The sequence below is a fragment of the Fodinibius roseus genome (genome assembly GCF_900129315.1).
GTDB classification, from domain to species: Bacteria; Bacteroidota; Rhodothermia; order Balneolales; family Balneolaceae; genus Fodinibius; species Fodinibius roseus.
Genome location: NZ_FQUS01000010.1, coordinates 33,329 through 53,318, shown reverse-complemented (window position 1 = coordinate 53,318; position 19,990 = coordinate 33,329). Strand labels below are relative to the sequence as shown.

The window sequence follows — 19,990 nt, the reverse complement described above, 5'->3', positions numbered from 1 at the left end:
AAATCACGGGGTTCTTCCGGATCAATAGCAGTTGTTACACAACTCAGTCCGATACTATCTTCTTTTTGTCTTTCTGTGCTCCCCGACAATTTCCTGCGGACTAAAGTAGCGATTCAACAGCTCGTAATCTGCGCTGTAAAAATCAATGGCATGCCGCAGTGCCTTCCCGGACAGGTCAGCCAGCGTGATTTTTGTACCGCCGGTTTTACGCTGCCGCAGTTTTAACCCCGGTTTGTAGGTACGCAGCATTTCCAGCAGTTCCGGAATATCCCTCATTGTGAATACCCGGTCCAGATACGCGAGGGTGCCGCCTAAAAATTCACTCTGCAAGCGGGAATGATGTTCTATGCTTTTGTTAACCCTCCGGTATTCCTCCAAATTCATAATAAAAGTATTGATCCCCGGCTCTGTAGGCAAATCCGACCGCTCCAGCACTTTGCGACTCGACCATAAATCTCCTAAATCCACCACCCTGTTGCGGTAGCAGGAGATCAGCCGCCTCACCGGATCACGAACCAGGGCAAAGCGGGTGCTATCCTTTTGCTCTTTGAGTGCGGATACACTCGTAAAAGCAGCGGGACGTTTTTTGTAATAGTCGTGGTGTTCGCGATAGTCGGAAAAGGCCGGCAGACCGGCATCAAACCGCCGGTCGAATTCAATCTCGTGCAGGGCATGCTTGATCGAAGTGCAGGCGTTTTTGGGGATGGGAATATATATGAGCTCCTGTTCGGGTAAATATATTTGATGCACCTGGTATCCGGGCACCCCCAGCCTCCGGCAGCTGAAGCGATAATAAAGCCTGATGTCATCAATTACACGTTTTAAAAATCCCATATTTTCATTCCAGCCTTGGTAGGCTTTGAAAAACCGTTGAATTTGCCATTCTGAGCCTGTCGGGAAATCTCCAAAATACCAGCTGTGACTTTGAAAGGGAGATTCTTCAGCTACGTTAAGGATGACCGTCGGTTTTTGCAAAGCCTCCCATCATGTTTCAATATTCACATTTAGCTTGATATCGATGCAGATACAAGCCGGATAACGCATAGTAGGGTTCGGGTTCCTATTCAAGCATTTCCCCTGCTACCAGACTTTTCACCTCCTTCCACCAGCGGTGAGGAGGCACCCACCCGATCAAATCAGCAAGTCCCGCAACCTTGCCCGTAGCCTTTCGGATATTGTAGAGCTGGTATTTGCGCTGATTCCGGTTCATCTTCGGTTTGTGTTTCTGGTAAAACTTCAGATAGCCCCGGAGCTGGTCCCGCGGATTAGAGATGCGCTCCCCGCTGTGTTCCATATGTATATCCTGGAGCGGTTCCCGCACATTTTTTACCGGGCCAAACTGTTCTGCCAGGCGGATCCACAGGTCATAATCCTGGGCCGCCTCTAATGTTTCATCAAAACCTCCCACCGCCAGCAGGCGATCCTTCCTGATCAGCCCCTGGTTTCCCACATAGTTAGAGTACAGCAGGTCATCAAGCGAAATTTCGGCGGGCTTTCGCCAAACAGGTGCCTTCTTTTCATACACCATGCGCACATCAGAGGTCACAAAAGCGTAGTTGTCGGAATAGGCTTCCATAAGCTTCTCAACCCGCTGCTCGGTCCACGCATCATCGTCATCGAGTCCCGCTACAAAGCCCCCGGAAGCCGCTTCAATGCCCCGGTTGCGTGCCCGGCAGGCCCCCTCTGGCTTCCTGTTCCGCAGCAGCCGCACCGGCACCGCTTCCCTGTAGGCTTCCACCACCGGTGATACATCTTCTTCGGAACCGTCGTCCACTACCACCAGTTCAATACGGGGATAACTCTGCACCGCCACCGAATCGAGCGCACGCGGCAACAGTGCCGGCCGGTTGTGAGTAGTGACAATAGCTGATACAAGCGGTTTCTCATTCATAAGGGGATTATTCGCAAAAATATCAAAATTAGCATAATTCGCATTAAAAAATGTATTTTCAAGCTTTACAATAACGCAGATTATCCCAGCGTAATGCACAACCAACCGAAGGTCACATTTATTATATGCACATACAACCGCGGGGCTTATCTCGATGATACCCTTCGTTCATTAAAGCAGCAGCATCTTCCTGAACTCCCGGCCGAAGTGCTCGTTGTCGACAATAACTCTGCCGATGCGACCCCTCAGATCATCGAGCGGCATCGGCAAGCGTATCCCAAAGATCATAATCCCATCCGTTATATCAAAGAGTCGAATCAGGGCCTCTCCCATGCCCGAAACCGGGGCATCGCAGAAGCCAAAGCTCCATGTGTCGTATTTCTCGATGACGACATTCGTGCTACCGAAACGTTGATCCCCGCCTGGCTGAACTTCTTCGAAACCCGTCCGGAAGCCGTCGCCGGCGGCGGGAAGATCCATGTGCAGTTCGATGACCCGCGTCCCCCCTGGATGTCGTATTTCCTGCTGCCTCTGCTGGGACATCATGACCTGGGCAGCGCTCCCAAAACATATCCCCGGAACAAGTATCCGTTCGGGGGAAATATGGGGTTTCGCAAGAATATATTTGACCGACTGGGTACCTTCGATATCAACCTCGGCCGCAGGGGAAGCCAGCTCAAGGCCAGTGAGGAGAAAGAGTTTTTCGAGCGACTCAAAGCGGAGGACATTGCGATACATTACCTGCCCGAAGCGATGCTTTATCACCGCGTGGACAAAGGGCGGCTGACCGAAGCGTACATCCGGCGGCAGGCGGTGGGCCTGGGAGAGAGTATAGCGCTGCAGGTGGAACACAAGCCCGTGATCAAGATAAAAAAGTGGATCCTGGAACTGGGAAAATGGTTGGCCTCCCTTGCACTCTTCCTCCCGTACGTGATATCACTGCAACCCGCCAAGGGCGTGATGCTCTTGAAGTTTCGAAAATGGATTATTGACGGTTATTTCGCAAAACAACCGGAATAGCAAAATTCACAGTCCTTTACTGCTGCATTTTTTATTATCATGAAGAAGCTCTTACATCCGCTTTTAACAAAATTTTTTTGGGGCGTGGCCCGCCATTTTCTCTCGGACAAGGGATATGCGAAAGTCCGGTACTGGCTGGAACTGGACGAATGGCCGGATATTGAGCAGCCCCGGAAATTTACGGAAAAAATCCAGTTTATAAAACTGTATGAACGCACCGGCCTTCGAAAAAGAGTGGCGGACCGCACTAAAGTGAGAAGTTTCGTAGCCGAAAAAGTGGGAAAGGAACATCTGATCCCCCTCATGGACACCTTTGACACGCTGACCGAAGCTGTCTGGAAGTCCCTCCCCTCCCGATTCGTACTCAAAGCGAATCACGGCTGCGGCATGATTCGCATTGTGTCTGATAAAGAACAGGAATCGTTTGACGAGATTCGACAGCAGACTGAAAGCTGGCAACAGACCAATTATTTTACCATCGGCAGGGAGTGGGTCTATAATAATCTGCCGAGAACCCTTCTGGCCGAAACGCTGTTGCTGGATGCCGATAACAATATTCCCAAAGACTACAAATTTTTCTGCTTTGACGGCCGGGTCAAGCTCATCCAGGTTGACTACGATCGCTTCGGGACCCAAAAAAGGAATCTCTTCGACCGGGACTTTAACCAAATTGACGGGCGCCTGCTCTACCCTCCCTACACCGGGACCACCCCAGAGCCGGGATGTCTCAGCGAAGCTATTGAAGTGGCGGAAAAACTATCGGCGGATTTCAACTTTATTCGCGTCGATCTTTACCTGCCGCGCAATACGGTCTATTTCGGGGAGATGACCAACTACCCCGGTAACGGCTTCGTGCCGTTTGAACCGGAGGCCCTGGAGTACCAGATAGGATCCTGGCTTGATCTAAACAGATAATAAGCGTAACTACAGGAACAAAAACATTATCCTCAACACTTAAACTTTCGATCCGGTTGGGCGTAATCATCCGACAGAGCATTCAAAACACGGTTATCTCCTACCTGGGGATTGCCCTGGGCTTTGTGTCAACCATTTTGCTCTATCCCAATTTTTTACTTGCTGAACAATACGGGCTGACCCGGCTGCTGATCTCTCTGTCGCTCGTTTTTGCACAGTTTGCCCACCTCGGAGTCAAAAATATCGTCATACGCTATTTCCCCTATTTCCAGCACTCCCGGCGCTCCAAAGGCAAATTGCTTGCACTTATCCTGCTGGTTCCACTGGGGGGCTTCCTGCTGTTTTCCACGGCCTACCTGTTGCTGCAAGAGCTGTTTTTAACCTATTATGATGATAAATCCGCTCTCTTCGGCGCCTATTACCTTTATCTTATTCCCCTGGTTTTTGCCACGCTTTTTTTTGAAGTGCTTAACAACTACGTTCGTGCCCTGCAGGATTCCGTTACCGGCTCTTTTGTCAACGAGGTGCTTGTGCGTGCCCTTATCATTCTACTGCTGGTAGTCTATCATTATAATTTGATTTCATTTACCGGGTTTATGGTTAGCTTTGTGCTCATCTATAGTCTTCAACCGGTTTACCTGTTGGTTTATTTGTACCGGCGGGGAGAACTGACGCTGACTTTTCCCAGACTAAAAAAACGTTCCAAGTTCATAAAAGGAATGGGAGTGTACGGGGCCTACTCCCTGCTCGGGGGACTCGCGACCCTGCTGGTAGGCAACATTGATATTATCATGCTCGGGGCGATGATCGATCTCAACAGCACCGCCGTCTATGCCATCGCCTTCTATGTGGGATCGGTCATAGCCGTCCCCCAGCGTTCGATCATCAAGATAGCCAGTCCCGTGCTGGCCGGACTGCTGAAAGAAAAAAAGTACGAGGAAATCGACAGCCTGTACAAGCGTACCTCCCTTAACCAGATAATTGCGGGCACGCTGCTCTATGTGGGCATCTGGGCAAATATGCATAACCTTATGTACCTGCTGCCCCCCGAATACCAGGGAGCCGAATGGATCATTATCGTGGTGGGTGCGGCCAAGCTTTTCAACATGGCCACCGGTATCAACGGCAGCATCATCATGAACTCCAGGCATTACCGGTTTGACCTCTATACGAATATTATGCTTATCGTCCTTACGATTGGCACCAATTACTTTTTTATTCAGCTTTACGGTATGCTCGGTGCCGCCATCGCCACGGCCCTGTCTATATTTATCTACAATTCTGTAAAATTTATTTTCGTCTGGATCACTTTTTCCATGCAGCCTTTTCGCTGGAGTGCCCTGTTCGTACTGCTGATTGCCGCCGGCTGCCTGGGACTTTCGTTTCAGATCCCGTATCTATACAACTTCTTTGTAGACTTGATTGTTCGATCCGCCCTCATTACCATCCTGTTTACAGGGTTAATCCTGCTGTTTAATCTTTCGGATGACGTCAAAAACCTGTTGGCGGAAGGCTATGATCGCTTGTCCAAATTAACGGTATAACGGGCGTTTTCCGGTTCAATATCTCCTTAAAAACCTGTGCTATGAAAGCCATTCATGTGTCCAACCCCGGTAAGAATTCAACGCTTGAAATCCGTGAGGCCCCGATCCCCCAACCCGGTCCCCGCGAAGTCCTGGTCAACATCAAAGCGACCGCGGTCAACCGTGCCGACCTGCTTCAGCGCACCGGCCACTACCCGCCCCCCGAAGGCGCCAGCCCGATCCTCGGCCTGGAGATGGCGGGCGTCGTTGAAGAGGTTGGAGATGAGGCCGGCAGATGGCAATCCGGTGATCCCGTTTTCGGATTGCTCTCCGGCGGAGGATACGCGGAATACTGCGCGATCCATGAAGACCTGGCCATGCCCATTCCGCGGAACCTCACGTTCCCGGAAGCAGCGGCTATTCCCGAAACCTTTTTGACGGCTTTCCAGGTTCTCGACTGGCTGGGAAAGCTGAAAAAAAATGAAACCGTGCTTATCCATGCAGGCGGCAGCGGGGTTGGAACCTCGGCCATCCAGCTGAGCCGTCAGCTGTTCGGGGCCCAAATCATTACGACAGCGGGAAAGCAGCACAAGCTGGATACGGCCCGGAAGCTCGGCGCAGATTTCGCCTACAACTATCAAACCCAAAACTATGCAGAAGAAATCACCGGCCGGCTGGGGCCCGGTGCAGTGGATCTCATCATCGACTTTATCGGCAAACCGTACTGGCACAAAAATATGGAGGTGCTGGCCATGGATGGGCGCATGGTATATCTTTCTTTTTTAGGGGGACATAAAATGGATGATCTCAGCCTGATTCCCATTCTTAAAAAACGACTCCATATTATGGGTTCGACCCTGCGCTCGCGTTCGCTGGAATACAAGATTGAACTCACGAAAGATTTTGCCGCCCGAACCCATTCCCTTTTTGCAGAAAATACCCTGCAACCGGTGATCGATTCAACATTTGACTGGACGAAAACCGAAGAAGCCCACCAGCGCATGCAGAACAACAAAAACACCGGTAAAATGGTCCTTACCGGTATGTAACGGGTCACAGATCCCCACATATTTCAAACTGATCTTTTTGATATTACTTGTCTTTCCAGTATTAATCAGCAGGTTTATTTATCTCATTTATCAACAATAACTCTCCTGAATTCTGGTTCGTTTCCAACATTCATTATGAGGCCCACCTCAATACCAGAAACTTTTGGATAATTAATTAATTGCGTTTTATGCTTACAGGTATCCATAAATAATCGGTTTTATATATGTTAATCTGCGGGCTTACAAGTAAGAGTGGAATCCATCCTATTCCTTTCAAAATTGACTAAGGAATTCTCTGCTCATACTCTTATCTTAGGAGCAAATATTTTTAATCGAAACAGTGGAAATTCATGGCGCAACCGACGTTTAGTACGCACCTGGGAATGGTTGACATCCTGCCCGGTGAGGTAGGGAAATGGCAAACTATCGAACGCATCATCCATGAGGAGGCCAAAAAATTTAATTTTGAGGAAATTCGCACTCCCATCATGGAGCAGACCGAGCTCATTGCCCGGGGCGTGGGTCAGCTTACCGATATTGTCTCCAAGGAGATGTTTGCCTTCCAGCGCGGCGATGACCGCTATGTACTGCGACCCGAGTGCACAGCCCCCGTTGCCCGCGCCTTTGTCGAGCATCACCTGGATCAGCGCGGCGGAACCCAGAATTTATATTATATCGGCCCCATGTTTCGTGCCGAAAAGCCTCAAAAAGGCCGCCAGCGACAGTTCCACCAGTTCGGTGCCGAAATTATCGGGGCCGACGCCCCCGCTGCGGATGTCGATATTATTGCCCTGATGATGGCCATCTACGACCGGCTGGGGATCACAAATACCACGCTGAAAATAAATTCTGTCGGAGATCCCGAAAGCCGAAGAAACTATACCAAAGCTCTTAAAGACCACTTTCGTCCCCACCTTCCACAGCTGAGCGATATTTCACAAAAACGCTTCAAAAACAACCCGCTGCGTATCCTGGATTCGAAGGAAGAGGAAGATCAATCTTTCATTGAAGATGCGCCGGTCATTACCGACTACCTGACCGAAGAAACGTCCGCCCACTACGGACAAGTCAAAGAACTGCTGGCTGACCTGAATATTCCTTTTGAGGAAGACCCTCACCTGGTGCGGGGACTTGATTATTATACCCGCACGGCCTTTGAGCTCATCAGTCCCGATTTAGGAGCCCAGGATGCCCTTGGAGGCGGTGGACGATACGACTTGCTGATCGAAGAGATCGGGGGACAACATACCCCCGCCGTCGGTTTTGCAGCGGGTATTGAGCGGCTGCTTATTGCCTGCGAAGAGCTGGATATCGAACTGGCGGAAGAAGAAACGCTGGACGTGTATATTGTCACGCTCGGCGAAAAAGCCCGGAGATGGGCCCTCAGGCATCTGCCGGCATTGCGCAGCGCCGGGCTCTCCGCCTCCATGGACTATATCGGTCGTTCTATCAAAGCCCAGATGAAAGATGCGGACCGAGAGAATGCCCGCCATACCATTATTGTAGGTGAAAATGAACTTAACGAGGGTAAATTCACCCTTCGCAATATGAAGAAAAGCGAGGAAAACGCCTATACATTTGAAGAGATTTTGGGGAAACTGACTGATATTCCTGATACCCGACAAAGCTTACAATAATACTCACAAGTGTTTCGGCCGTCTCATTATACAGATCCATTTTGTGGGTACAAAGCTACCAACAATGAGTTGAACCATTGGTTTTCAGCATAGAACGTAGCTTCCTGAGCTTACGATCGGCAGAATACAATAATAATCATATAAATTAAGTGTTATCTGTTTAAATCTGTGGCCAATCATTTATGAAAAAGACAAACTATTATTTAGCAGGGCTGTTGGTTGTAGCTGCCATCTTCATCGGCTATCATTTTTATGCTGCGGGTCAGGCCGAAGAGCAAATCATACAACTCATCGAAGCGCAGACAACGGGTGATCAGTCAATTTCAGTAACACACTCGTCCGTTGAAGTGACCCCGTTTACAGGTAAAATCATTATCCGGGACCTAACCATCATACTGGGTAATCACATAGAGCGTGCCGGCCGCCTTACGGTAGACCTGGGCTATCTTGATGTGCTGAAATTTTATTTGGGAGGAACCGAATATGCCCTGAGGCACCTGAACCGGGCCGAAGCGCTGCTGCTGAATCCATCCTATGTCAATAAGTCCACCCTTCAGCAAGTCTCCTCGGACAGTCTCCATATCCACTTCGAGGGGGAAGCCCTCGATGGTATTCGCGCAGCGGTTACAGATACCGTTTTCAGCCGGCGGCAAACGATACATGCCGAGGGATCCCGGCTCCGGTTACAGTCTCCCAATACGCTTATCTCCGGGCTGCAGGTCAAAGACTTCCAATACAGCGGAACAGTGGCAGCGGGGGATAGATTTTTTTGGAGAGAGGGCCGGCATGAGATTACCATGGACTCACTCAGCTGGAAGCCTTTTGAAGCTTTCCAAAATAAATATGGTTTTTTTATCAAGGGATTCGGCTATCCCACGGATTCCATACCTTTCCAGTCGATGCGCTTTCAGTCCACCCCGCATTCTCAGTCCGGAATGCTGCAGGTGCAAACGCAGCTAAAATCCGAGCTTGCCCTGGTATCCGTCGACGGCTTGGTTGACCTGCAACAACCGCTGGGCAGATCCCCGCTGGAAAATGCAACGCTTTCCATAACAGATTTTTCAGATTCATTCAGTAGGGTTTTGGAAAATGTGGAGCAGCTACTCTCTATTTCGCTTCCCCGGAGTGAAGACGGCATTACGATACGGATAGAAGGGAGCCTTTCGGAACCCGTGATCAACAACCGGTAAGGAGCAGTCGATTTACTCACTCGTCTTCCTCCCTCCATTGCTTAATCAGGCTTATATCATCAACCTCCCCTATGATAGACAATTCGTCGTTCTCTTTTACAACAGTATAGCCGTGAGGAATTTTAAGCTCTCCATCGCGTTTTAAAATAGCGACGAGACTTTCTCCCGGAAGTGAAATGTCTTTAATTTTCTTCCCTATTAATTTTTTGGTTTCGTTATGAGGGTTAATCGTGATATTTATAAATCGCTCGTCACGAAGCATAATTTCACGAAGTTCTCCCTCATTTCCAGCGCCCTTCCAACGAGACATGAAGTGGGGATTATCAACCATCTCTGCAATATGTGCTAAAATCCGGAGATGTTGTCCCGATCGCTCAATCGAACTCACTAAAAAGATAATGGCCCGCAGCTCCTCAACTGAATTTTGCTTATTCTCATTCAGAGGCTCATAGCCCTCCGATTCAATCGATATGGTTTCAGGAATTCTTACCAGAACAATCTCTGATGGACGATCCCGGTCTACGCGCACATGATTAAGGGCGACTCCCCGGCCAATGGGGATCGTCCCCGAATTCTGGGCCTCACAAAACAGCTCGAACAAATCATCGGATTCCATATGAAAACGGGGAGCAAGATGTTCGGATGCTTTTCTTACCAACGTTTTATAACTGATCTCAGGATTCGTCTCGTCGACAACGATGGATCGGGCAATCACTTTTTCATATGGATCATCATCCCGAAGACCTTTTTCCCGCAGAATACCTCTCATTTCGTACTCCAGTCCCCGGTACCGGCGTTTACCGAGCCTGGCATGCACGTGAAAAATAGCTCCTTCCCGTTCAATATTGCCGTAACCATAATAGTAGTACCATCCTACACTGAACACAGCAATAAGAGCTGTAAACAGGATAGAAAGGAAACCCATTTCTAAAATAAGTAAGACGGAAATAATCATGCCCGCAATATGCATCCAGGGATACAAGGGCGACTTGAATCCCGGGTCATACTCTTCAATCTTACTTTCCCGCATTACGATAACGGCAAGATTGAGTAGCCCGAAGAGCAGTAGCTGAAAGGCACTGGCCAATTTAGCGACGGCTTCCACATTGAAGACGAGAAGGATAAATATCATTAACAGGATAGTGACAAAAATAGATATCTTTGGAGTGCCAAATCGTGAACTTACCTCCGAAAAACGACTATTCAACAATCGATCACGGGCCATCGCCATGGGATAACGGGAAGCTGACATAATACCTGCATTTCCCGTAGAAGCAAACGCGGCTATTGCAGCTATAACAACAAGTATGAGTCCCGTGGGCTCAGGCAACCAATCCAGGAACACCTCACCGGCCGTCGCTACCGGTGTCAAATCTTCCCGGAGCGCAGCTGGATCAAGAAGGCCCACCATCAGGTAAACCCCAACAACATAGACAAAAACCGCCACTATCAAGGATAGTATCATACCGAGGGGAATATTTTTGTCGGGGTTTTCTACCTCCTCAGCAATACTTGCTACCTTTGTGAGGCCTGCATAGGAAACAAAAACCATCCCTATTGTTGATAAAACACCATTGATACCATGGGTAAAGAAAGGGGTAAACTGTTGTCGGGCAAGTTCAAAGAAATTTACAGAAAAGAAGTGAAAGACTCCCTGAAGTATATAGAAAAACATAATACCCAACAGAGCCGCCACAAGAATTTTCTGAAGAAAACTCGATTCCTTGGCCCCTACAATATTGATTATTCCAAAAAAAACAGTAAGCACAACAGCAACCAACGTTATCGGAACCTCAATAAATATACCTATGTAGGCCCCCATACCAATAAGAGCAAAAGCGCTTTTTAAAACCAGTGCCAACCACGATCCAAAGCCACCTATCGTTCCCATTAACGGCCCGAGGCTCCGATCTATGAAATAATAAGTCCCCCCTGCGCGAGGCATGGCGGTGCATAGTTCAGATACGCTAAACATCGTTGGCAGAACTAATACACCGGCAAAAAAATAAGCTAAAAACACCGACGGTCCTGTTTCTGCGGCAGCCAGACCCGGCAGCAGAAAAAAGCCTGAACTGAACATAGCTCCGGTGCTGATAGCAAAAACATCCCAAAGTCCCAATTGTTTTTGTAGCGTTTCATGCTCCATATCTTCAAAAAACTATAAATATTCTTTTAAAATTATTTCTGAATAGATACCTGCGAGAAAATACCATGAAGTCCCGCCGGAAACAGCACAATATATGATTAATTTTTTTTAAGCTCTTTAATTCTTTTAATGTCATCAGCTTCACCAATAATTGAGAGCTCATCACCATCCCGGATAATAGTATTGCCATGGGGAATACTGATCTGATCCTCATGTTTAAGTATTGCTATAAGGCTCTCGCCGGGCAATTCAATTTCATGTATTTTCTTTCCAATCATCCTGCCCGTTTCGTCGTCAGACCGAATTTTCAGATTAATAAATCGTTCATTTCGTAACAGGATTTCTCTTATTTCACCTTCATTATCTGCTTTTAACCAGCGTTGTAAAAAATCGTCCTGATCAATCATATCAGCTAAGTGTGCAAGAAAACGCAGGTGTTGGGTAGCATTATCCTCAGAGCTGACTAAAAAGAAAATAGCATACAATTTATTTTCGCCTGCTTTTTCATCGTCGGCTGATGACTTAAAATGTTTGGCCGGCACTGATAACCCATCTTTCACGCGAATGATAAACAATTCCGGTTCTGTTTTTACGTTCAGTCTTGAATGATTCAATGCAGCCCCTTCTCCAATAGGTATAACCCCAAAACCACTCATTTCCTCAAATTCCTGGAACAACTGATCCGCCTCCACGTTTACCCTTGCCGCCAAATTATGACTGGCCTTCCTCACAATATATTCATAAGTAACATCAGGCTCTTCCACATCCAATACTGCTGCTTTGCTGACAACCAACTCATAAGGATCTTCCTCTCGCAATCCCTTTTCCTGCATAATACGGCGCATTTCACGTTCCAGACCCCGGTCTTTGAACTGGCCCAACCGTTCATGGACATGATAGATGGCACCCTGCCTGTCAATCTGGTTATAGGCGTAATAATAATACCACACCACCGATAAAAGCATGATTGCAACGGTAAACATAATGGACAATATCCCCATTTCAAGGATTAACAGGCCCGATATCAATATTCCCATCATCTGAATCCAGGGATAGAATGGGGCTATATACCCGGGATCATATTCTTTGATTTTACTTTCACGCATTACGATGACCGCCAGGTTCAACAGCCCAAACAAAAGTAGTTTAAATGCACTGGCCAGTTTAGCTACTTCCTTGACATTAAAGACCAGTAATAAAAATACCATCATGCCGGTAGTAGCTATTATCGATATGGCAGGAGTATCAAATTTGCCTATTTGGGCAAGTTTAGGATGGACTAAGTTATCCCGTGCCATAGCCAACGGAAATCTGGACGCAGACATGATACCTGCGTTTCCTGTTGAAGCAAAAGCGGCGATGGCCGCAATAACAACCAAGATAAGCCCAATATCACCAGGCAACCAACTCAGGAAAATCTCGCCGGCCGTAGCAACGGGGGTTAGATCTTCTCTAAAGGCAGCGGGCTCAAGAACGGCGGTCATAATATATACCCCTGCCACATAAACCGTAATAGCTGTAAATATAGAAAGAAACATCCCCCGGGGGATATTGCGATCCGGATTCTCCACCTCTTCGGCAACACTAACCACTTTCGTAAGTCCCGCGTAAGAAACAAAAACCATACCAACCGTAGCAAAAAATCCCTGAATGCCATTCGTAAAAAACGGGGTGAACTGTTTTCGGTGGATATCCAGGAAATCAAGAGAAAACAGGTATGAAAACCCCTGGACAAGATAGAAGGCCATGATAGAGATTAATGTCACAACCAATATATTTTGGAGCTTGCTTGTCTCTTTGGCCCCGAAAATATTCAGCGCTCCGAATGCTACGGTTAAAATGATGGCCACAGGGGTAATAGGCACCTCAAAAAATATGGATATGTATGCTCCCATCCCGATCAATGCAAAGGCACTTTTAAATACAAGAGACAGCCAGGAACCAATTCCCCCGATACTTCCCATGAGGGGACCAAGTGTTCGGTCAATAATATAGTATGTCCCCCCTGCGCGTGGAAAAGCGGTTGCCAATTCTGCCTTGCTCAGCATGGTGGGCAATACGAATAGTCCTGACACTAAATATGCCAGGAAAACAGAAGGACCCGTTTCTCCTGCTGCAAGTCCGGGCAGTAAAAAAAGGCCAGAGCTAAACATAGCGCCTGTCGCAATGGCAAAGACGTCAAAAGCACCTAATTTTTTTTTAAGTTTTTTAGCCTCCTCGATCATATAAAATAATTTTCTGATTAATCAGCCGTATCGGGAAATGATTTAATCAACAGCTTTCAGAAGAATTGAGCTTTAAAGCGTTATCCTCATTCCTGCCTCAAAACCATCTATTTGTTTATTTCTCTTCTTCAGGGGATTCCTGCATGCCGGCCATAAGCCGGGCAACCATTCTTATCCCATAGGCAATAACGGTTAAGCCTATCAGGCCTTGTATTTTCACACTTAGTACAGGATGAAGATCAAACAGTACAATTATGACGTATTCCACTACCGCTGCAATCAAAATAAGCCCCATCAGCCACAGAAACTCAGATAGAAAAAATTTTTTAAACGGTCTGCTCATATAGCATAAGATTTATATTTAAATATAAATAGATTTATAGCCGGCCCATTATGAAACTGTACAACTAATTTTAATGATACAGCGTTTCTATGTTCACAAACCTCCTTGGCTTGTGCTCTCAATTTTTATTTTATTGGTTTTTTACCAATAAAGAAAGAGTCCCTCTTTACTGGTTTTTAAGCATTATACCATTGCCAGAAAATTACATAAAAAACTTTGGTTATAATATTTCATTTGCTGATTTTTATATCTTCGATACAATGAATTAACTTTTCACCTTTCTATTATGTAGCACCGGGTGGTTTGATTTATCTTATTTTATGGAAGAACATTTACTAATAGGCATTACCAGCATTCTCCTTTTCGGGATTGGTGCTCAATGGATTGCATGGAAGTTTAAATTACCGGCTATCCTGTTGCTGCTTATTTCGGGTATAATGGCGGGTCCGGTCTTTGGGTTGCTCCAACCGGATGTTTTGATGGGAGATCTTTTAGCTCCTTTTATTTCCGTTTCCGTTGCGATCATTCTCTTTGAAGGCGGGCTGAGCCTGAGCTTTTCCGAGTTAAAAAATATTGGCGGAATTATTGGAAACCTGGTAAGTATAGGAGTATTACTTACATGGGGCATTATTTCCTTGTCGGCCCATTATTTATTCCCTTTCGGGTGGGAACTATCCATTCTTCTGGGAGCGATACTGGTTGTTACCGGTCCTACAGTAATTATTCCATTGCTCCGGCAAGTACGTCCCTCCGGACAAGTGGGATCTATTTTAAAATGGGAAGGGATTGTCATCGATCCTATCGGAGCTATGCTGGCCGTACTCGTCTTTGAAGTCATTTTAAGTACCAGTGTCTCTGCGGCTACCAGTCTGGCAGTAATGAGTATTGTTAAGACGATATTCTTCGGTACCCTCGTAGGATTGGCCGGAGCTGCACTGATTTACTTTCTGTTAAAAAGACATCTCCTGCCCGATTACCTGCAGAACCCTATTAGTTTAATGGTGGTCGTAACGGTATTTACAGCATCCAATATGCTTCAGCACGAGTCCGGCCTGTGGGCTACCACACTTATGGGCATTGCGCTTGCCAATCAGACATCAGCCCGCATTAATCATATCACTGAGTTTAAGGAAAATTTGCGGGTATTGTTGTTATCGGCCCTCTTTATTTTATTGGCAGCACGAGTTGAGCTCGAAGGCCTTCTTGCCAATTTAAGCTGGAATCTCTTCGGATTTCTTGTCATTCTCATCTTTGTAGCACGTCCCCTGGCGGTATATATCTCGACATTTTTTTCAGATATCAATTGGCGTGAAAAGCTTTTTCTTTGCTGGATGGCTCCCCGCGGTGTAGTAGCGGCATCCATTTCTTCGATTTTTGCTATCAGCCTGGCTCAGAATGGCTTTGAGCATGCTGATCAGCTTGTTCCCATTGTATTCCTTGTTATTATCAGTACCGTAACGATTTACGGGCTGCCGGCTTCCTGGGTGGCTCGTAAATTGGGAGTCGCGAAACCGGTTCCCAATGGCATTCTCATTTTAGGGGCTCATGAATGGTCTCTGAAAATTGCCGAAGCCATTAAACGCGAAGGATTCAAGGTGTTAGTGGCAGATTCAAACTGGAGGAATATAGCCAAAGCAGAAGACAAAAATATAGGAACTTATCACGGTAATATACTTTCCGAATTTGCACTGGAAAAAATTGATCTGGACGGTGTGGGCAGGTTACTGGCCCTTACCCCGAACGATGAAGTCAATTCGCTGGCAGCGCTCCGTTTCAGTGAGATCTTCGGCCGGTCATATGTTTTCCAGCTTCCACCCAATACCCGGGGAGAAAAAGGCAACAAAGATGTCAGCAGCCACCTAAGTGGAAGGACACTCTTCAATGAACAACTCAATTTTGAGAAAATGTCAACTATTATCAAGGGGGATGAACCGCTCTCCGTTCAAAAAATTACCGATAATTCCACCTTCGCTTCATTCAAAGAGGCCATAGGAGAACAATACATTCCACTTTTTGTAATAACTTCCACAAACGAGATCCATCCCTACACGGTAAATAATCCCCCGGCGCCAACCAAAGGGGACAAAGTTTTTTATATTTCAATAACTAACGAAGAAATCCAAGACAGTACAGAAAACAGCTCTTCCACCTCTCAGGCTATACAGGCTTCGGATACTTCCTGACCTTTATTCCCGGCAAGATATATGACTATAATCAGGCCGAAAAAACGGGCATTAATACCAATACGCGATGGTGCATACCTTCCGGCGTTGAATAAACATCTGTGATTCAACGCAGTCCATGGAACCATTGCACAGCTGTGGCAAGGCGGAATATTTATCAAAATGCTATAATAAATAAAACAGCCTGCTATTACACAGATCTATCGATATATCATGTGTTGTGGACAAAAAATACGGCGTACCCCCATATTGTCTCTCATAAAAACTATATTTTTTATATCCATACCTGCAACGAACATCATTGTGCTCAGATTTTGGTAATACGAAAAGCTTTCTCAGGTATTTAAAATAAGTACCGGACAGGGACTTTGGTCGAGAATCGTTTCAACCCTGTGGCCCAGATAGAGCCGGTGAGAACCCGGACGAACATTGGTACCCAGAATAACAAGATCAATCTCGTTATCAACGGTAAAATTATAAATCGCCTGTTCAGGGCTTTCACCACGCTCAACCACAGTTTGTGTTTTCACCCCCATTGCTTCTCCCATTTCCTGCAAGTCACTCATGATGTTATTGGCAATTTTAATTTCGTTATCCTTTTTAAACTGCCGTACATGGTAAGGTGTATCTCCATAATTATCTATCACGACATTTAACATGGAAACTTCATGAAGGGAGTCCGATTTAGCAATAAAAAGTCCCAAATCAACGGCATTTCGGGCCGCTTTAGAGCCATTGGTCGGGACCAGGATGCGTTCAGGACTCCACTGTTCATCAATTTTACGCCCCTGTACAATAAGCGTCGGACAGGGAGCTACTCTTGCCAAATAGTCAATAAGGGGACTAAAGAGATGAGAAGAATTCGTCTGTCGTTCGGTAGCACCAAGTACCAGAAGTTCATAGTCTTTCCTGGCTTCATCCAATATCGCATCCCCGATATTCTGTTCTGCGACAACTTTTTTTACTATTTCATCCTGCGCAAAATACTCCGACAGCTCATCCAAATAATCCTTACACTCATCTTCGTTGTTATCCCTTGCCACGGTAAATAATGTAACCGACAATTCCGATTCCCGACCCAACAATTCCAACACTTTCGCTTCAACGGACTGGATGGCAAGTTTATCCAAATCCCCAGAACGTAACCGCACCGGCAACAGTATACGATGGACACCCGCGATAAGGCTTTCCGCTTCCATCTCTTCTTTTTTTAAGCGCTCCTCTTCTTCTGCCCCTATTTCCACCCGTTTTAGCACCCATCTGAGAGCAGAAGGCGCCATCAGAGAGGTAGCCATAGCCATTACGACGATGATAGAAAACATATCCTGAGCAAGAATTCCCAAATTCAAGCCAATAGTGGCAATAATAATTTCCATGGCCCCACGGGCATTGAGGCCCGCACCAAAGCTGAGGGCCGACCAGTGATCTTTACCCCCTATTACACGCGCCCCGAAATAGGTGCCGGTAATTTTACCCAGCGTTGCCACGGCAATCACCACCAGTGTAATCATAATAAGCGTAGGCTCCAGGAGGTTCAGCATGTTGACTTTTAGTCCCGCTACCGCAAAAAAGATGGGAGCAAAAACAGCAAGAGCTACGCTTTCGAGGTTATGAATCACACTTTCCGGCAGACGCGGCATCATTCCGAACAGAATCCCCACAACAAACGCCCCCAATACCGCTTCCAGATTAAGAGCCTGGGTAATAGCACCCCACACGAACATCATAACAACGACCAGCGTCAAGAGGCGGTCGCTGCTTTCCACTTCATCCTGCACAAAAATTAATAGCTTACGCACAAGCCAGCGTCCCACTGTAAAACTCAGAATCATAAATGCCACTACGCTGCCTACAATCTGCAACACGGTTCCTGCAGTCACTGCCTCCCCGCTTGCCAATCCCGCTACGATAGATAACAAAATCCAGCCCGTCGTATCATCGCTCATCCCTGCAGCAATAATTGTCTGGCCAATATCACGACGCATCAAATCGAGATCCATCAGTACCTTGGCAATCACCGGAATAGCGGATATGGACAGCGATACCGCTACAAACAGTTCAAAAATAAGGCGGTTACCGGGATCCGCCACCAGGAAATCGGGGAGATATTGTCCCAGCAAGAACCCCGTGGCAAAGGTAATGGTAATTCCTCCAAACGAGACCCCGATTGCCGTGCGGGCGTGACGCTTAATGAGTTTAATATCGGTCTCCAGTCCCGTTATGAGCATTAAAAACATCGCTCCAAGCAGGCTGACAGTCTCCAACAGGTAACCCTGCACCTCATTTTGCGGAATCATATAATGCCCGAATTCAGGGAAGAGACTGCTTAACAGGGAAGGCCCTAATATAATACCCGCTAAAATTTCCCCAACTACGGAAGGTTGTCCCAACCGTCGGGCAACCTCTCCCAATGTCCGGGCAGCCAATAACAAAATACCCACCTGTATAACGAGCATCAGTATATCATGATGCGGGGCGGCAGAAAAAATATCCACAATGAAGCGAAGTTTAAGTTAGAGAAGCTTTTAAGGAATAAAAGAATACCATTTTTAATTTTAAGATTCCATTTTCAGTATTTTTTCCGTTAAACGGTATTAAAAGGAATCCAAAAATCTGTTACATTACCTTTTAAGGTGTTAGAAAACTGAAAAAAATACGGTAATAGTTGTAGAAGGCTTTGAAAAACCAGAAATTTTGACCAATATCAAAGACCGAGCACATTCAAAGCCGCAGCATATAAAGCATATGTGGGAATGCTGAATCCGCGAAAAAAACGGTTTGGCAAAGCTCTCTTACTAACGGACTCTGAACGATGAAGTTATTTCAACAGCTTATATTCAGTTTATTTTTCCTGACATGGATAGGAGCGTGCAGCAGTTCACAAGACACTGTTAGTAAGACCAGGGATACCGAAGCATCGGATTCCTACACCACAGCCTTTCCCGACCGGGATGTATCCGACCATCTCCGGGATGCCCGGCAAGCAATTATCAGAATTATCTCAACGGCCCACTACAACAGTTATGTTTTCGAAAACCCAGAAGTCAGAATAACGGATATACGAACAAACAGGCTGGATAATATAGCATCTCAGCAGTATACCAACGATGAAAGTACGGCGGGAACCTCCATCATTTTAAGTTTGAACAGTGATGGCAAGGCTTTGCTTGTAACCTGTGCTCATGCCGTCAATTCCCCCGATACGCTGATCAGCTATTATTCGGGCGAATCCTATCCTCCCAACACTTTTGTAGAGACGATCAGTATCAAGAGACGACAGACCAATCTGCTTTTTACTCCCAGTGAGCTGAGCAGCTTTGAAATTATTGCAGAAGACAGGCTCACTGATGTTGCGCTGCTCTCTGCCACCCTCAATTCCAAATCTCAGTCCGAACACCGCTCCCTTCCGTTCGAAATGGGCAGCATGGATCATCTCCAGCTGGGTTCCTTTCTGTATGTGTTGGGATTTCCCAAAGGATTTCCCATGATTACCCGCGGGATAGCCAGCACGCGGGCCCTTCGTCCCCACCGTTTCTTTATCATGGATGCGCTCTTTAACCCGGGCATAAGCGGGGGACTTGTTATCAGCAGCAGAGACAATTTCAGGAATTTTGAGTGGATCGGCATGGCCCGATCTGCCACGTCCTCACAGGAAACAGTCCTTATTCCCCGACCCGATGATGACGGAGGAGGCAGCGGTCAGCAACGCATCGTCCGTCCCTATAACGACACCGTTTTCCTCGGCCAAAAAAACCGGATATCGTACGGTATCACACAGGCCATCCCAATCAGTGAAATTCGTACTTTCCTTGATGAAAACAGCGGCGTCATCAGCCGGCACGGCTTCGATTATTAAGGCTATCCTCTA

General features: G+C 46.8%; 14 protein-coding genes. 8 read left to right on the top strand and 6 right to left on the bottom strand.

What is annotated here, in order from left to right; translation table 11 throughout:
* Nucleotides 1-54: 54 nt before the first annotated feature.
* On the bottom strand, nucleotides 55-975 hold the full coding sequence (locus BUB16_RS10675; RefSeq protein ID WP_073063597.1) for a sulfotransferase family 2 domain-containing protein: 921 nt from the start codon (nucleotides 973-975) through the stop codon (nucleotides 55-57).
* Between the two features lie 85 nt (nucleotides 976-1,060).
* A complete protein-coding gene (locus BUB16_RS10670; protein WP_139240275.1) occupies nucleotides 1,061-1,891 on the bottom strand; it encodes a glycosyltransferase in 831 nt (276 codons plus the stop codon).
* 93 nt (nucleotides 1,892-1,984) lie between these two features.
* Here BUB16_RS10670 and BUB16_RS10665 point away from each other — a divergent pair, with 93 nt between their 5' ends.
* The 6 genes from BUB16_RS10665 (at nucleotide 1,985) to BUB16_RS10640 (ending at nucleotide 9,225) form a co-directional block, all read left to right on the top strand.
* Nucleotides 1,985-2,911 carry a glycosyltransferase gene (locus tag BUB16_RS10665; RefSeq protein ID WP_073063591.1) on the top strand — a complete coding sequence of 309 codons (927 nt, stop codon included), beginning with the start codon at nucleotides 1,985-1,987 and terminating at the stop codon, nucleotides 2,909-2,911.
* A 39-nt stretch (nucleotides 2,912-2,950) separates the two neighbouring features.
* Nucleotides 2,951-3,826, top strand: coding sequence for an ATP-grasp fold amidoligase family protein (locus BUB16_RS10660; protein WP_073063588.1), 876 nt, complete (start codon nucleotides 2,951-2,953; stop codon nucleotides 3,824-3,826).
* A gap of 56 nt (nucleotides 3,827-3,882) precedes the next feature.
* Nucleotides 3,883-5,370: a lipopolysaccharide biosynthesis protein gene (locus BUB16_RS10655; protein ID WP_073063585.1), complete on the top strand. Its 1,488-nt coding sequence runs from the start codon at nucleotides 3,883-3,885 to the stop codon at nucleotides 5,368-5,370.
* Between the two features lie 41 nt (nucleotides 5,371-5,411).
* Nucleotides 5,412-6,398, top strand: coding sequence for an NAD(P)H-quinone oxidoreductase (locus tag BUB16_RS10650; RefSeq protein ID WP_073063581.1), 987 nt, complete (start codon nucleotides 5,412-5,414; stop codon nucleotides 6,396-6,398).
* A gap of 350 nt (nucleotides 6,399-6,748) precedes the next feature.
* Nucleotides 6,749-8,035 (top strand): histidine--tRNA ligase, encoded by a 1,287-nt coding sequence (hisS, locus tag BUB16_RS10645; RefSeq protein ID WP_073063578.1) that lies wholly within the window; start codon nucleotides 6,749-6,751, stop codon nucleotides 8,033-8,035.
* 182 nt (nucleotides 8,036-8,217) lie between these two features.
* Nucleotides 8,218-9,225, top strand: a complete 1,008-nt coding sequence (locus BUB16_RS10640) for a hypothetical protein (protein ID WP_139240274.1) — start codon at nucleotides 8,218-8,220, stop codon at nucleotides 9,223-9,225.
* 16 nt (nucleotides 9,226-9,241) lie between these two features.
* Here the strand turns inward: BUB16_RS10640 and BUB16_RS10635 are convergent, their stop codons facing one another.
* From BUB16_RS10635 to BUB16_RS10625, 3 genes are all read right to left on the bottom strand, one after another.
* Nucleotides 9,242-11,371: an amino acid permease gene (locus tag BUB16_RS10635; protein ID WP_073063572.1), complete on the bottom strand. Its 2,130-nt coding sequence runs from the start codon at nucleotides 11,369-11,371 to the stop codon at nucleotides 9,242-9,244.
* A gap of 98 nt (nucleotides 11,372-11,469) precedes the next feature.
* Nucleotides 11,470-13,596, bottom strand: a complete 2,127-nt coding sequence (locus BUB16_RS10630; RefSeq protein ID WP_073063569.1) for an amino acid permease — start codon at nucleotides 13,594-13,596, stop codon at nucleotides 11,470-11,472.
* A 115-nt stretch (nucleotides 13,597-13,711) separates the two neighbouring features.
* Complete coding sequence (locus BUB16_RS10625; protein WP_073063566.1) at nucleotides 13,712-13,939, bottom strand: hypothetical protein; 228 nt, start codon at nucleotides 13,937-13,939, stop codon at nucleotides 13,712-13,714.
* Between the two features lie 320 nt (nucleotides 13,940-14,259).
* On the opposite strand from BUB16_RS10625, the gene BUB16_RS10620 reads away from it, so the two are divergent.
* A complete protein-coding gene (locus BUB16_RS10620; protein ID WP_073063563.1) occupies nucleotides 14,260-16,122 on the top strand; it encodes a cation:proton antiporter in 1,863 nt (620 codons plus the stop codon).
* Between the two features lie 335 nt (nucleotides 16,123-16,457).
* Here the strand turns inward: BUB16_RS10620 and BUB16_RS10615 are convergent, their stop codons facing one another.
* The gene (locus BUB16_RS10615) at nucleotides 16,458-18,617 is read right to left on the bottom strand and encodes a cation:proton antiporter domain-containing protein (RefSeq protein WP_073063559.1); all 2,160 of its coding nucleotides are present in this window, start codon (nucleotides 18,615-18,617) and stop codon (nucleotides 16,458-16,460) included.
* Nucleotides 18,618-18,934: 317 nt separating this feature from the next.
* On the opposite strand from BUB16_RS10615, the gene BUB16_RS10610 reads away from it, so the two are divergent.
* Nucleotides 18,935-19,978, top strand: a complete 1,044-nt coding sequence (locus tag BUB16_RS10610; protein WP_073063556.1) for a S1 family peptidase — start codon at nucleotides 18,935-18,937, stop codon at nucleotides 19,976-19,978.
* Nucleotides 19,979-19,990: the final 12 nt, after the last annotated feature.